Here is a 13,725-nt window from a genome sequence, read left to right as displayed (position 1 = left end):
ATGAGTATCGAGAGTTTAAATAATATATTGCCCTTACCTATCCATCCAAATGAAAATGGTCAGAACAGAAAATGGCCGTTGATAGATGAACGGCACGCTTTTCCTAAAGATTATATTGATTTTATCACTCAATATGGCACGGGCAAAATTGCCGATTTTATCACTATATTTAACCCATTTAGCGAAGATGATGATCTGAATTTTTTCAGGCAGAAGGAATGGATTATTGAGGATTTTAATTCTCTTGTTGAATCTGATCCGGATTACTATCCGTTTATTCTTTATCCTAAAAAAGATGGATTGCTTCCTATAGGCGTTACTGATAACGGTGACTATATCTTTTGGGTTGCATCATCAGATAACTGTGAATTATGGAAGGTAGCCATTATTGCTGCAAGGGCACCAGAAGTTGAGTATAGGCAAGAAAATTTCACTGATTTTTTAGAAGGTGTTCTATCCAAAAAGATCAAGTGCATGTCATTTCCTGATGGTTTTCCACCTAATAATATAGAATTTGATAGCATTTAAAGAATAAGCCGGAAGATCCCCGTGATCTTCCGGCTTTGTTCTATCAGAAGAAAGAATTTATTTGGAATGACCCATATTTTTAAAAATAACTAAAGGAGAGAATAACATGTTTTTTTCACAACAAAATTTTCCTGAAGTAAGATTCCAGCCGGGGTGGTTTATCTTAACCTATGACCGACCTTATTATTCCGATGAAAATCAGGCTTTTATTGTATTAGATCACTCTTTTGATCGCTTATTACAAGAAAACGGGGTTTTACTTTGATGCCCGTTATGAGGGCGAAATGTACAGTCCAGAGAGAATGCCTAAGGGAGTTTTCTCTGTCACATTTCAACGGTTCGATTTTAATACAAATACATCTGGCTATGGTGAATGTATATTTACTGAAAATCAAAAAACAGACTGCCTATTTGAATTTATTCGCTTGCTGAAAGATTTTATTCAAAAGGCAGAAAACCAATAACAATTTGGGAATAGCACGGGGAAATAACCGGAAGTCCGTATCGGTATTCCGGCTTATTTCTGTTTTTGAGATTCAGGCCAATAATACCGGCAGTTCAGCACGCAAGACGATCAAGCCATAAGCTGTTTCCAGCGTCACAGGATGATCCAATAAACCGCTTTCTGTCAGCCAGTCACCCGCCAGATAAAGCTCGCCATTTTCGCGTACCCAATCGATCCCCTGATAAGGGTGGTTTTCGGTATTGTGGAACAGCGTGGCGAGATCCGGCTCGGTATCTGGCTCAATCAGTGACAGCATCAAACCATTAGCAAATTGCGCGATATGGAACAGCGCATTGGCCGAAAAACCAATCTGGTTGAGCGTGTTACCACTGATCATACATTCCGGCAGTTCAGCAAAGTGAGATGAAAAATGAAGATCCATAAATACATTCCTTGTGCTATTGAGCGTGACATAAATGCGAACCGCTTCCCAAAATGAAAAAATGGCAATAAGGGACAAGGAAACGGTTCATGTTGTCTGTGGTGATTTTCTAGTTCTGATTATAAAACAGAATATTAACGGGGTTTTCCCAGTGGGGTTTTCTTTAACTCACCGGGAAATTGCCGCAACCAATCGACGATGGCAATCTCATTCCACTCCCCTTGGTTCATGCTTTTGAGGCAGTGCCTCAGGGTATGTAAGTTTTGGGCGGTGATGATTAAACAACCCGGCATCACCATGATTTTTAACGGATCATTGACAGAAAATCGGGCTTCACTGAGCCAGTTGCCACTTAAGTTAATGGCGGGAATGGTGCGGTTGGGACCTTTGGGGCGGTATACAACTTTCTGATACCGTTCAGGTTGGGAAATTTTGTAAATGTAGGTTTCTGCATTAGAATGCGCGTTAGCCATAATAACTATTCCAAGTAGTTGTTGCGGTTAGCGGTTTTATCGTGTTACCAGCACGGTAAAGCCGCGTTCAGATTTCACCGCCTACTTTACGCCTGCCTGCACAACTTTCCATCACCAATAACCACCTTTGCGAAGCCGCTCGCAAAATAAATACTGGATATACATCCATTGCAATGGAATGTGTTAACTCACGCAGTAAATTGGCTTTTTCGCCGAAAATATATGCCATATCATTCACAATGGGAACGTGTTCGGTATTTATTGCCATATAATGAAGCATCGCTGGCTGGCCACCGCCCTCATTATGATGATGGTGTTGGGCTGGATCGGCATGAAAGCGTGGCGTCGCCTGCGGACACTGGAAAAGCTCAACCTCGACGTTGAACTGAAAGTGTTTGATCCGGTTCGGGTGGACATTGAACATCAGGATCGCTACCTCGACCACTGGAAATCCCAGTTGCAACGCCATCTGGATGCCTACAATTACCTGTATGAACGGCCGTGGTACATGGTCATCGGCAGCCAGAAGAGCGGCAAGACCTCACTGATCAAGGAAGGGGTGAAGCTGTCTGAAATCGCGGCCCCCGAATATTTGCGTCAGGATGGCGACGTTCCCCTGATGCTGCGCTGCTGGCTGGGGGAAAAAGCGGTGATCATCGATCCGAAGGGGCAGTTGATTGACCAGCCCGTCCCGCTTAACAGCGACAAACCCCAAATCCACAGCCGCCTGTGGGAAGCGTTGCTGAACTGGCTGGCGGAAATGGTTTGATGATTTCATTAAAGAAAATGCTATAAAACAAAGGGGCTATAAGACAAATCCATTAAATCAAGGAAAATTAGCACCTAAAATAGTAGATCCGACAACACCTGGTGATTCATATGAACTGCCTAGCATATGGACTAAATGGTTGGAGGAAAACGCAATTCCAGGTTCTGGCAAAGTAAAAAAATAAATGAATAAGAGTAATTATATGTTTGAAAAAGAAAACGATGATGGTTCATTAGCCGACGATAATGTTATTGTTGCAATAAAAAATAATAACATTATTGAGTGGTATCAGGAAGATAGAGAAATTTGGGTGTTGGATTGGCAGAAATGGAGTGATGATTTTACTAAAAAAGGTTTTGATTCTTCTGAAGATGACCCCAATGCTAGGTTTGGTATTTTAATTGTTAATGACAATACTAAAGAGGAGTTTTTGGAAAAAATTCAACCTTTTAAAGTAAGCAATTCCAAACTAGAAAACATTAAAAAATCGATTGAAAAATCATCGTCTTGGTGGGATGTATCTGAGTTATTCCCAATCGCATTTATCGATTTTGATTTAAAAAAATTAAGTGCGTGTTACCCATATCCAGGCAACACTCCTGTAGAAAGATATGTGCCTGATGATTGGGCTGGTGAATTTGTTGATTTTATGCGTAAGTTTGATGAAGATATTCTGCCTAAGAAAGAGAAATATTGGATCATTGATGGTATTGACTATTTAGAAAAACTTTCTTCTTTATTGTAATAAAAGGCTGGAAGATCCCCGTGATCTTCCGGCTTTCTTCTATCTATCGTGCCGGATATTCCGATGAATCAGCATATACCCAATTAACTTCAAGATGCAGGTTTTCGATGATAAATAATCATCTTAAATCAATGAAATACAATTTATTCGTCATGCAACTTCAGGTTTATTGAGTATAAATAATATATTAAGTGACAAAATAGGATGACTATGTTCACATATAAAAACAACCCAATACGAGCATTTTACACACAACAATCAGTTAGAGTGTATCAGGCTTATTCAGCAACCATTGCTGACAGTGCGATTAAATATAATACATTTGTTTCCCCACCTTTTAGCATGACGCGTATGACATGGATTAAGCCATCATTCTTATGGATGATGTACCGTGCTGGTTGGGGAATGAAAGACAGTGGTCAGGAACGTATCCTGGCTATTGATATCACTCATGAGGGATTTAGAGAAATTTTGCAGCAGGGCGTGATTAGTCATTATGACCCTGATTTGTTTCCTTCTCAGGAAGAATGGAAAAAAGAAGTTCAGCAAAGTGATGTGGTTATTCAATGGGACCCTGAGAGGGACATTCATTTAAATAAATTAGAACAGAGAACCATACAGATTGGTCTGCGTAATCAAGCAGTGGAAAATTATGTAAAACAATGGATTATCAACATTGAGGATATTACGAATAGAGCACATCTTATTCACGATTTGGTAAAAACGAATAAATTGGATATGGCTTACGATTTGTTGCCAGAAGAAAGAGTTTATTTGGAATAACCCGTATTTTAAAAAAATAACTAAAGGAGAGAATAACATGTTTTTTTCACAACAAAATTTTCCTAGAGTAAGGTTCCAGCCGGGGTGGTTTATCTTAACCTATGACCGACCTTATTATTCCGATGAAAATCAGGCTTTTATTGCATTAGATCACTCTTTTGATCGCCTTATCGGTTATTGCAAAAAAACGGGCTTTTATTTTGATGCCCGCTATGAGGGCGAAATGTATAACCCAGAGAGAATGCCTAAAGGAGTTTTCTCTGTCACATTTCAACAGTTCAATTTTAATACAAATACATCTGGCTATGGTGAATGTGTATTTACTGAAAATCAAAAAACAGACTGCCTATTTGAATTTATTCGCTTGCTGAAAGATTTTATTCAAATGGCAGAAAATCAATAACAATTTGGAAATAGCGCGGGGAAATAACCGGAAACTCACATCGGTATTCCGGCTTATTTTCGTTTTAGGGATTCAGGCCAATAATATCGGCAGTTCAGCACGCAAGACGATCAAGCCATAAGCTGTCTCCAGCGTCACAGGGTGATCCAATAAGCCGCTTTCTGTCAGCCAGTCACCTGCCAGATAAAGCTCGCCATTTTCGCGTACCCAATCGATCCCCTGATAAGGGTGGTTTTCGGTATGGTGGAACAGCGTGGCGAGATCCGGTTCGGTTTCTGGCTCAATCAGTGACAGCATCAAGCCGTTGGAAAATTGTGTGATATGAAACAGCGCATCGGCCGAAAAACCAATTTGATTGAGCATATTGCCACTGATCACACATTCCGGCAGTTCAGCAAAGTGAGATGAAAAATGAAGATCCATAAATACACTCCTTGTAGGTTTTGAGTTTGTTTTGCGGGCATAAATGCGAACCGCTTCCCAAAATGGAAAAAATGGCAATACAGGGAAAGGAAACGGTTCATGTTGTCTGGGGAATTTTCTGTTTTTTAATTATAAAACAAAATATTAACGGGTTTTTCCCAGTGGTGTTTTCTTCAATTCACCGGGAAATTGCCGCAACCAATCGACGATGGCAATCTCATCCCACTCACCTTGGTTCATGCTTTTGAGGCAGTGCCACAGGGTATGTAAGTTTTGGGCGGTAATGATCAGACAACCCGGCATCACCCTGATTTTTAACGGATCATTGACAGAAAATCCGGCTTCACTAAGCCAGTTTCCACTTAAATTAATGGCGGGAATGGTGCGGTTAGGGCCTTTCGGGCGGTATACAACTTTCTGATACCGTTCAGGTTGGGAAATTTTGTAAATGCAGGTTTCTGCATTAGAATGCGCGTTAGCCATAATAACTATCCTGATTAGTTGTTGCGGTTAGCGGTTTTATCGTGTTCCACCACGGTAAAGCCGCGTTCAGATTTCACTGCCTACTTTACGCCTGCCTGCACAACTTTCCATCATCAATAACTGCCTTTGCGAAGCCGCTCGCAAAATAAATACTGGATATACATCCATTTCAATGGAATGTGTTAACTCACGCAGTAAATTGTCTTTTTCGCCGAAAATACGTGTCATATCATTCACAATGGGAACGTGTTCGGTATTTATTGCCATATAATGAAGCATCGCTGGCTGGCCACCGCCCTCATTATGATGATGGTGTTGGGCTGGATCGGCATGAAAGCGTGGCGTCGCCTGCGGACACTGGAAAAGCTCAACCTTGACGTTGAACTGAAAGTGTTTGATCCGGTCCGGGTGGATATTGAACATCAGGATCGCTACCTCGACCACTGGAAATCCCAGTTGCAACGCCATCTGGATTCGTACAACTACCTGTATGAACGGCCGTGGTATATGGTCATCGGCAGCCAGAAAAGCGGCAAGACCTCACTGATCAAGGAAGGGGTGAAGCTGTCCGAAATCGCGGCCCCCGAATATTTGCGTCAGGATGGCGACGTTCCCCTGATGCTGCGCTGCTGGCTGGGGGAAAAAGCGGTGATCATCGATCCCCGCGGGCAGTTGATTGACCAGCCCGTCCCGCTTAACAGCGACAAACCCCAAATCCACAGCCGCCTGTGGGAAGCGTTGCTGAACTGGCTGGCGGAAAACCGTCAGCGCCAGCCGCTCAACGGCATTATTCTGACCGTGGATACCCTGCGGCTGATGAGCGACAGCCGCGAACAGCGTGAACGCTATGTGCGGGAAATCCACCAGCGTCTGCAAGACGTCCGCCTGACCTTCCACAGCCAGTTGCCTCTCTATCTGGTGATGACCAAAATCGACCTGCTGCACGGCTTTAATACCGCGATGCCGGACATGATGCTGAACAACGTCGATGCCAACCAGCGAGCCGCCCTGTTCAGTTTTACCCGCCAGATCCAGGGGCTGCACAGCTACATCGCCCAGATGCTGGACGATATCCGTTATCGCTATGATGACAATGGCCGCCTGGTGGAAAAAACCGAGCAGCGGGACGGCTTCCGCCCGCAGGTGTGGCGCTACCGCTGGGATACGCAAAACCAGCTTACCCACTGCGAAACCCCGGATGGCTCACGCTGGCATTATCGCTACGATGCTTTTGGGCGAAGGATCCGGAAACTGAAGGTTCACGACGGAAAACTCACGGCGACCAACCTGCAAAGGTGGCTGAATGGCCGGCCGGATTTAACGCCCAGAGCGACGGAAATTTACGGGCAGGAATACCTGTGGAGCGGTGACCAGCTTATCGAAGAAACGCCGGTTTATGCGGACGGCTCGCTGGCACTGGACAGCCGCGTGCACTGGCTGTACGAACCGGGGGCGCTCACGCCATCCGCCCGTGTTGAAAAAGGTAAGCTGCATTACATCGTCAGCGACCATCAGGGCACCGTGCGCGAAATGTTGAATGAAAACGGCACGCTGGTCTGGGCGCAGCGGCTGAAGACGTGGGGAAAAGCCGAGAAATCGCAGGTCATTGCGTCGAATAACCCGGATTATCACGTAACTTGTAACCTTCGGTTTTGCGGGCAGTATGAGGATACGGAGAGCGGTTTATTCTATAATTTTCATCGTTATTACTCCCCGGAGACAGCGCAGTACATTTCGCCAGATCCCATTGGGTTATTGGGCGGGGTAAATCCCTACGGGTATGTGCATAATCCGCTGTCTTGGGTTGATCCTTGGGGATTGGCGGGTGAGAATTGCGCTGTCAATCTATTAAAGAATGCAAGAAAAAATAATTATGCTATTTCATTGGAACAAAGGCAGCAAATAATAGACTCAATAGATAACACTAAATTGAAAAGTATGTTCTCAGAATTATATCGACCAGGTGCGAGTACTCCTGATGGCGGTACGGCTGCTTCTATTCTGTATACAAAGAATACTGGGCAGTTAATAGGAGGCTCAGATCATATAAATAAAGGTAACGACTACTTAAAGGCATTGAAAAATTTAGCAAGTGGTGATGGGAAATACAGAAGTGAGATCCTAAGTTCGTCTGACCGAAGTCTAGCAAACTATATGATAGATGATTTAAGAAATGCATTGGGGCATTTATGACAAATGATGAACTAATTGATAAGTTAAAAGAACTTTTTCCAGTGTTTTTTGGAACATATGATGGAGATGATGCCGTATATCTAGTATTTGGTAGCTTTGGATCATTTTTTTCTGACCTAATAAATCTATATGGTTCCGGTAACGTTGAGCCTAGAAGTTATTTTTATTCTAATATTGAAAACAGCTATAAAAATAACGAAGTGTTAATAAAAGAAATAGAAAATATCTTTGGATTTATTGATAAACTATTTTCTTTTCAAGATGATGGAGTGAGAGATATATTAAATACTTGTATTTTTGAAGCGATAATGGGTAGTGATTATAGTTATAACCTAGCTAGAAAATATCTTAGTAAAGAAACTTATAATCACTATTTAGAGATAACCAAAAGGTGATTTAGTTCATAGCCGGAAGAACTATGTGATCTTCCGGCTTTGTTCTGCTAAGAGCGGCTCACTCCCTGCCCTTAGCGGCTTTTGTAGTCGCCAATCAACTCCCGCATTCTCAGCTTAATTTCACTGATTTGTTCGCGCTGGCGCTGGTATTGCTGTTTGAGGCTGTGGGTCAGCACGCAATACGATCAAGCCGTAGGCTGTCTCCAGTGTCACAGGGTGATCCAATAAGCCGCTTTCTGTCAGCCAGTCACCTGCCAGATAAAGCTCGCCATTTTCGCGTACCCAATCGATCCCCTGATAAGGGTGGTTTTCGGTATTGTGGAACAGCGTGGCGAGATCCGGCTCGGTATCAGGCTCAATCAGTGACAGCATCAAGCCGTTGGAAAATTGTGTGATATGAAACAGCGCATCGGCCGAAAAACCAATTTGATTAAGCGTGTTGCCACTGATCACACATTCCGGCAATTCAGCAAAGTGAGATGAAAAATGAAGATCCATAAATACATTCCTTGTGGGGCTTGAGGTTATTTTGATGGACATAAATGCGAACCGCTTCCCAAAATGAAAAAATGGCCGTGAGGGACAAGGAAACGGTTCATGTTGTCTGTGGTACTTTTCTATTTCTGATTATAAAACAGAATATTAACGGGGTTTTCCCAGTGGGGTTTTCTTTAACTCACCGGGAAATTGCCGCAACCAATCGACGATGGCAATCTCATTCCACTCGCCTTGGTTCATGCTTTTGAGGCAGTGCCACAGGGTATGTAAGTTTTGGGCGGTGATGATTAAACAACCCGGCATCACCCTGATTTTTAACGGATCATTGACAGAAAATCCGGCTTCACTGAGCCAGCTGCCACTTAAGTTAATGGCGGGAATGGTGCGGTTAGGTCCTTTCGGGCGGTAAACAACTTTCTGATACCGTTCAGGTTGGGAAATTTTGTAAATGCAGGTTTCTGCATTAGAATGCGCGTTAGCCATAATAACTATTCCTAGTAGTTGTTGCGGTTAGCGGTTTTATCGTGTTGGTCGCACGGTAAAACCGCGTTCAGATTTCACCGCCTACTTTACGCCTGCCTGCACAACTTTCCATCACCAATAACCACCTTTGCGAAGCCGCTCGCAAAATAAATACTGGATATACATCCATTGCAATAGAATGTGTTAACTCACGCAGTAAATTGGCTTTTTCGCCGAAAATACATGCCATATCATTCACAATAGCAACATGATTGTGATTGGCCCCAGCTTTGACGATGTGTTTGTGGCCAGCAATGAAAAACGCCTGGTGATCCCGCAGTTGTTGACCCGCCTCGGCCTGACGGATTACTTCGTCCGGCAGAAAGATGAACTGACCAAACTGACCGAGATGGACAGTTGGGTGCTCAATATCACGAAGCCGAATCCGGACACCGCCGGCGGAGCGGGGGCGTCCGCGGCGCATGACCAGTACAGTGCCAAAGATCAGGAGCGGATCTTAAACGATACCTGAAAACCGCCGTCTACGATATCCAGCGTAGCCACGGCAGTGAGGTGCCGCTGGAAGAACTGCTGCGCCAGCTGGGCGTCCATGCGGCGAACGGGGAGGCCGCGCCGCCGGTGTTGCTCAAGGGCATCGATGACCGCTTTAACGCCCTGCTGGGCCGCTATGACCGGCTGCGGCAGGCGACCGAACACCCCACCGACCATCATGCACCCGCCGCCTCCGCGGACGGCGGGCAGTAATCAGGGAGACTTATCATGTCAATCAAGAAGATAAAGAAGAACACCGATAAATTGAAAAAAGGACAGGCCCTTGTCCGGCAGGGACAGGGCGCAATTCAGACCGCGAAACAGGTGGCCGGCAAAGTAGGCGGCGGCCTGTCAGGTGCGGCGGGACTGATTCCGGGCGGGGGTTTTGCCGGGGGACTGGGCGGTGCCGGTGGCATTGGCGGCAGTTCAGGCGGCGGGGCTGCCGGTGCCGGGAACTTAATGCCGGGCGGCGGGTTTACCGGTGGATTGGGCGCTGGTGCCGGAAGCGGTTCTGCCGGAAGTGCGGGCTTAATCCCGGGCGGCGGGTTTACCGGCGGGGCGGGGCTGGCCGCCCGGGCCGCCGCCGGCCAGAGTGGCGCGGCCAAGGCGCTGCAACAGGTTGGCCAGTTGCTGGGCCTCGGTGCCCCGAGCGGGTTGCAGTTTACCCTGACGGCGGGCAGCCTGCCGCCGCAGACCTTTGTGGTCACCGACTTCGCCCTGACGGAAGGCTTTTCCCGGCCGTTCAGCCTGCAAGTCGGGCTGGCGAGTGCCGACCCGGCCATTGACTTCCCGGCGGTGCTGGACCGGGCGGCGACCCTGACCATCCTGCAGGACGGCATCGAACAGCGCAGTATCACCGGCATGGTGGCGCGCTTTGAACAGGGCAACACCGGGCTGCACCAGACCACCTACCGGATGACCATTTACCCGGACCTGTGGCGCACTACGCTGCGCCGGAACTCGCGCATCTTCCAGCAGCAGGACATTGCCGCCATTATCACCACCCTCCTGAAAGAACACGGTATCCGTGACGTGGTATTCAGCCTGCGCCACCCGCACCCGGCACGGGAGTTCTGCGTCCAGTATCAGGAAAGCGACTTTGCCTTCCTGCAACGGCTGACGGCGGAGGAGGGCATCTTCTACTTCTTCGAGTGCGGCAACGGGCGCAACACGCTGGTGTTTGCCGATGACGCCGGCTCGGTGCCGCCGGGCCTCATCCTGCCGTACCAGCCGGGGGATGTCAGCACCACGGGGGAACCGTCGGTGACCAGCCTGACCAGCAGCGCGCAGGTGCGCCCGGCCAAGGTGGAGCTGAAGGATTACACCTTCAAGAACCCGGCGTGGCCGGCGGAATTCAGCCAGCAGATGAAGGACGAGCAGTTGCAGGAAAGTTACTACGAGCACTACGACTACCCCGGCCGCTTCAAGGACGAAGCCCACGGCAAGGCCTTTACCCGTTACCGGCTGGAGGCGCTGCGCAGCGACGCGGTGACCGGGCAGGGCCGCGGCCACGCCATTGCGGTGCAGCCGGGCAAACTGTTCACCCTGATAAACCACCCGCGCCCGGACCTGAACCAGTCGTGGCAGGTGGTCAGTGCCACCCACACCGGCAGCCAGCCGGGCGCACTGGAAACGGCGGGCGGCGGCGAGAGCGGCACCACGTTGCACAGCGAGTTCAGCTTTATCCGCCATAACCAGCACTGGCGGCCGGACCCGCTGCCCAAGCCGGTGATTGACGGCCCACAGATTGCCAAGGTGGTCGGCCCGGCGGGGGAGGAAATCTTCTGTGACCAGTACGGCCGCGTGCGCCTCCAGTTCCCGTGGGACCGTTACGGCAAATCCGACGACCACAGCTCGTGCTGGATACGGGTGACCCAGCCGTGGGCGGGGCAGGGCTGGGGCATGCTGGCCATCCCGCGCATCGGCCAGGAAGTGGTGGTGGACTTCCTGCACGGCGACCCGGACCAGCCCATCGTCACCGGCAGAACTTATCACGCCAGCAATATCCCGCCGGGCAAGCTGCCGGGCAGCAAAACCCAGATGGCCTTCCGCTCCAAGACCCACAAGGGCGAAGGGTATAACGAGCTGCTGTTCGAGGATGCCAAGGGCAGCGAACTGCTGTCGCTGCATGCGCAGAAGGACATGCATACCAAGGTGCTGAATAACCGGGATACGCAGGTGCTGGCCAACCACCAGGAAACCGTGGACAAAAACCAGACCCTCACCGTCAAGGGGCACCAGAAGGCCACGGTTAACCTGACCCGTACCGACACGGTCGGCCTCGCCTATGTCCTGACCGTCGGGGGTGCGATGAACACCGCCGTCACCTTAAGCCAGACGGAAGAAGTGGGGGTCCACAAATCCGTGATAGTCGGCCATAGCCTGTCCATCAAGGCCGGGGATGTGATTGAGCTGCAATGTGGCGCAAGCGTCCTGCGCATGGACAGCAGCGGCAAAATCACCCTCCAGGGCAGTGAGTTCAAGTTTGAGGCCAGCGGCCCGGTGCAAATCACCGGCAAAGACATTGACCTGAACTGAGGAGCGGCTTGAGATGGAATTTCGTAACCTGACCCCGTTTGCGGTCATGAATTACTCCATGCTGGATATTGAGGATGTGGAACACCATGTGGCGGTGATGAAAATCGGCTATCAGCTACTGCCGGACAGGGCCGGGCAGTGCACCGCCGAACTGCTGCCCGCGCCCCCCCTGTGCGTGCAGGATGAATACCGCGGGCGGATGAATGCCTCGCCGGTGTTGCAGGAGAGTGACCTTGCGCCGTTTAAGCCGCGCTGTGACATTATCGTCAACGGCACGGCTTATGCGCCTGATGGCCGGCCCTGTACCGAAATGTCGGTCAGCCTGACGGTCACCGACCGGCAGGGCCAGACCCTGCTCGACAAAACCCTGGCCGTGAGCGGCGAACGGGCATTTATCCGTGACCCCCGCGGTCACTGGCAACTGACGGCACCCAAACCCTTTACGAGCCTGCCGCTGGATTACCGCTACGCCTTTGGCGGCGAATGCAAAATTCAGGCAGATGATAACGCGGGTGAACACCTTAACGACCGTGACCGGCTGACACCAGAACAGCGCCGGCAGCACCCGGACGGGGAAGAGAATGCCCCCGTTGCCCATGCCGCCTGCGACACCAATCCGCTGGGCACCGGGTTTGTCACGCCGTGGTACGCACAGGCCAGGCAAATCACCCGTTACCCGGCCCCGCGCATCACCGCACCGGAGGCACCCTTTACCGCGCAACATTTTGCCGCGCAACTGGCGGGCACCTTATCGCCGGAGACCCCGGCCTGCCGGCCACAAGGCTTCGGCCTGGTCGGCCGGGCGTGGACCCCGCGCCGCCAGCTCGCCGGCACGTATGATGATGACTGGCTCAGCCACCGCCACCCTTACCTGCCGAAAGACTTCGACTTCCGCTACTGGAACGGCGCCCCGGCGGACCAGCAGATTGACTGGCCGGGCACCGATATTACCCTCACGTTAAATGGCCTGACCCCCGGCGGCCACCTGCATGTCACCCTGCCGGGGCACCGGCCGTTTATTTTGCTGCGGATGCAAAACGGTGCCCTGCTGCCGGTGCCGATGCGCCTTGATACGCTCATTCTTGACAGCGAGGCCCTGACACTGCATCTCACCTGCCGGCTGAATGTTAAGGCTGACCTGCCGGTGCGGGTGGCGGAGGCGCGGTTTGAAATCGACCCCGATGCCCCGCTGCTCAAACGGGCCCCACGGGAAGAGGAGAAAAAAGATGGCTGATAATTATATCGCCCGCACCGCGGGTGAATGGCTGATCGTCGGCATGTTGCCCGATGTGTGCAAGACCCCGATGGGATCGTCCACCCCGCCCATTCCCTACCCGGTAATGGCAAAACTGGCGGGCAGCGATGCGCCGGTGAAATCCGTGCGGGCCAATGGCCAGCCGGTGGTGGTGTTCGCCCAGAGCGTTGTGCCGCAGACGATTGGCGACCAGCCCGGTGTGGCCAACGGGGTGAAAAGCGGCACCGTGGGCGGCAAATGTCACCCGAAGACGCATACCCAAACGGTGCGGGCGGGCAACAAGCTGCTGTTGCGCCACGGGGATGAATTTTGGATGAACGGGGCATAAGGACAGAAAC

Annotated in this window: 19 protein-coding genes and 2 pseudogenes; 13 read left to right on the top strand and 8 right to left on the bottom strand. The window is 49.8% G+C overall.

Going from position 1 to position 13,725, the window contains the following annotated elements; all coding sequences use genetic code 11:
* Entirely contained in the window at nucleotides 1-528 is a 528-nt protein-coding gene (locus tag XDD1_RS17275) for an SMI1/KNR4 family protein (RefSeq protein WP_045973089.1), read from the top strand.
* A gap of 106 nt (nucleotides 529-634) precedes the next feature.
* Entirely contained in the window at nucleotides 635-793 is a 159-nt protein-coding gene (locus XDD1_RS19565) for a hypothetical protein (protein ID WP_156979667.1), read from the top strand.
* A 271-nt stretch (nucleotides 794-1,064) separates the two neighbouring features.
* Here XDD1_RS19565 and XDD1_RS17265 read toward each other — a convergent pair whose 3' ends face one another.
* The 3 genes from XDD1_RS17265 to XDD1_RS17255 form a co-directional block, all read right to left on the bottom strand.
* Nucleotides 1,065-1,415, bottom strand: coding sequence for a SymE family type I addiction module toxin (locus XDD1_RS17265; RefSeq protein ID WP_045973087.1), 351 nt, complete (start codon nucleotides 1,413-1,415; stop codon nucleotides 1,065-1,067).
* Nucleotides 1,416-1,549: 134 nt separating this feature from the next.
* Entirely contained in the window at nucleotides 1,550-1,888 is a 339-nt protein-coding gene (locus XDD1_RS17260) for a SymE family type I addiction module toxin (RefSeq protein WP_045973086.1), read from the bottom strand.
* Nucleotides 1,889-1,955: 67 nt separating this feature from the next.
* Nucleotides 1,956-2,156, bottom strand: coding sequence for a hypothetical protein (locus XDD1_RS17255; protein WP_045973085.1), 201 nt, complete (start codon nucleotides 2,154-2,156; stop codon nucleotides 1,956-1,958).
* Between the two features lie 36 nt (nucleotides 2,157-2,192).
* Here XDD1_RS17255 and XDD1_RS17250 point away from each other — a divergent pair, with 36 nt between their 5' ends.
* The 4 genes from XDD1_RS17250 (at nucleotide 2,193) to XDD1_RS17235 (ending at nucleotide 4,588) form a co-directional block, all read left to right on the top strand.
* The gene (locus XDD1_RS17250; RefSeq protein WP_231854431.1) at nucleotides 2,193-2,657 is read left to right on the top strand and encodes a hypothetical protein; all 465 of its coding nucleotides are present in this window, start codon (nucleotides 2,193-2,195) and stop codon (nucleotides 2,655-2,657) included.
* A 202-nt stretch (nucleotides 2,658-2,859) separates the two neighbouring features.
* The gene (locus XDD1_RS17245; protein WP_045973083.1) at nucleotides 2,860-3,402 is read left to right on the top strand and encodes a hypothetical protein; all 543 of its coding nucleotides are present in this window, start codon (nucleotides 2,860-2,862) and stop codon (nucleotides 3,400-3,402) included.
* Nucleotides 3,403-3,612: 210 nt separating this feature from the next.
* The gene (locus XDD1_RS17240) at nucleotides 3,613-4,185 is read left to right on the top strand and encodes a DUF4291 domain-containing protein (RefSeq protein WP_156979666.1); all 573 of its coding nucleotides are present in this window, start codon (nucleotides 3,613-3,615) and stop codon (nucleotides 4,183-4,185) included.
* 37 nt (nucleotides 4,186-4,222) lie between these two features.
* Entirely contained in the window at nucleotides 4,223-4,588 is a 366-nt protein-coding gene (locus tag XDD1_RS17235) for a hypothetical protein (protein ID WP_045973081.1), read from the top strand.
* A 72-nt stretch (nucleotides 4,589-4,660) separates the two neighbouring features.
* Here XDD1_RS17235 and XDD1_RS17230 read toward each other — a convergent pair whose 3' ends face one another.
* The 3 genes from XDD1_RS17230 to XDD1_RS17220 form a co-directional block, all read right to left on the bottom strand.
* Entirely contained in the window at nucleotides 4,661-5,011 is a 351-nt protein-coding gene (locus tag XDD1_RS17230) for a SymE family type I addiction module toxin (RefSeq protein ID WP_045973080.1), read from the bottom strand.
* 144 nt (nucleotides 5,012-5,155) lie between these two features.
* Nucleotides 5,156-5,494 (bottom strand): SymE family type I addiction module toxin, encoded by a 339-nt coding sequence (locus XDD1_RS17225; RefSeq protein ID WP_045973079.1) that lies wholly within the window; start codon nucleotides 5,492-5,494, stop codon nucleotides 5,156-5,158.
* Nucleotides 5,495-5,560: 66 nt separating this feature from the next.
* A complete protein-coding gene (locus tag XDD1_RS17220; RefSeq protein WP_045973078.1) occupies nucleotides 5,561-5,761 on the bottom strand; it encodes a hypothetical protein in 201 nt (66 codons plus the stop codon).
* Nucleotides 5,762-5,773: 12 nt separating this feature from the next.
* On the opposite strand from XDD1_RS17220, the pseudogene XDD1_RS20320 reads away from it, so the two are divergent.
* Together XDD1_RS20320 and XDD1_RS17210 are read left to right on the top strand one after the other, a co-directional pair.
* A pseudogene (locus XDD1_RS20320) lies at nucleotides 5,774-7,687 on the top strand (type VI secretion protein IcmF/TssM N-terminal domain-containing protein); the annotation flags it as partial.
* On the top strand, nucleotides 7,684-8,082 hold the full coding sequence (locus tag XDD1_RS17210) for a DUF7674 family protein (protein WP_045973077.1): 399 nt from the start codon (nucleotides 7,684-7,686) through the stop codon (nucleotides 8,080-8,082). The pseudogene XDD1_RS20320 and the gene XDD1_RS17210, both read left to right, overlap by 4 nt.
* Before the next feature lie 120 nt (nucleotides 8,083-8,202).
* On the opposite strand, the gene XDD1_RS17205 is transcribed toward XDD1_RS17210, so the two are convergent.
* Nucleotides 8,203-8,580 carry a SymE family type I addiction module toxin gene (locus XDD1_RS17205; protein WP_045973076.1) on the bottom strand — a complete coding sequence of 126 codons (378 nt, stop codon included), beginning with the start codon at nucleotides 8,578-8,580 and terminating at the stop codon, nucleotides 8,203-8,205.
* A gap of 144 nt (nucleotides 8,581-8,724) precedes the next feature.
* A complete protein-coding gene (locus XDD1_RS17200; protein ID WP_045973075.1) occupies nucleotides 8,725-9,063 on the bottom strand; it encodes a SymE family type I addiction module toxin in 339 nt (112 codons plus the stop codon).
* A gap of 256 nt (nucleotides 9,064-9,319) precedes the next feature.
* Between XDD1_RS17200 and XDD1_RS20435 the strand changes: the two are divergent.
* The 5 genes and pseudogenes from XDD1_RS20435 to XDD1_RS17175 all read left to right on the top strand — a co-directional run.
* Nucleotides 9,320-9,481: pseudogene (locus XDD1_RS20435) on the top strand (ImcF-related family protein); the annotation flags it as partial.
* Nucleotides 9,482-9,615: 134 nt separating this feature from the next.
* Nucleotides 9,616-9,807: a VasL domain-containing protein gene (locus XDD1_RS17190; RefSeq protein WP_071827289.1), complete on the top strand. Its 192-nt coding sequence runs from the start codon at nucleotides 9,616-9,618 to the stop codon at nucleotides 9,805-9,807.
* Nucleotides 9,808-9,822: 15 nt separating this feature from the next.
* Nucleotides 9,823-12,132, top strand: coding sequence for a type VI secretion system Vgr family protein (locus XDD1_RS17185; protein WP_045973072.1), 2,310 nt, complete (start codon nucleotides 9,823-9,825; stop codon nucleotides 12,130-12,132).
* 13 nt (nucleotides 12,133-12,145) lie between these two features.
* Nucleotides 12,146-13,366, top strand: coding sequence for a DUF2169 family type VI secretion system accessory protein (locus tag XDD1_RS17180; RefSeq protein WP_045973071.1), 1,221 nt, complete (start codon nucleotides 12,146-12,148; stop codon nucleotides 13,364-13,366).
* Nucleotides 13,359-13,715 carry a DUF4150 domain-containing protein gene (locus XDD1_RS17175; protein ID WP_045973070.1) on the top strand — a complete coding sequence of 119 codons (357 nt, stop codon included), beginning with the start codon at nucleotides 13,359-13,361 and terminating at the stop codon, nucleotides 13,713-13,715. Before XDD1_RS17180 ends, XDD1_RS17175 begins: the two co-directional genes overlap by 8 nt.
* Nucleotides 13,716-13,725: the final 10 nt, after the last annotated feature.

The organism is Xenorhabdus doucetiae (assembly GCF_000968195.1).
In the GTDB taxonomy this organism is placed as follows: Bacteria; Pseudomonadota; Gammaproteobacteria; order Enterobacterales; family Enterobacteriaceae; genus Xenorhabdus; species Xenorhabdus doucetiae.
This window is presented reverse-complemented; position numbering and strand designations above follow the sequence as displayed.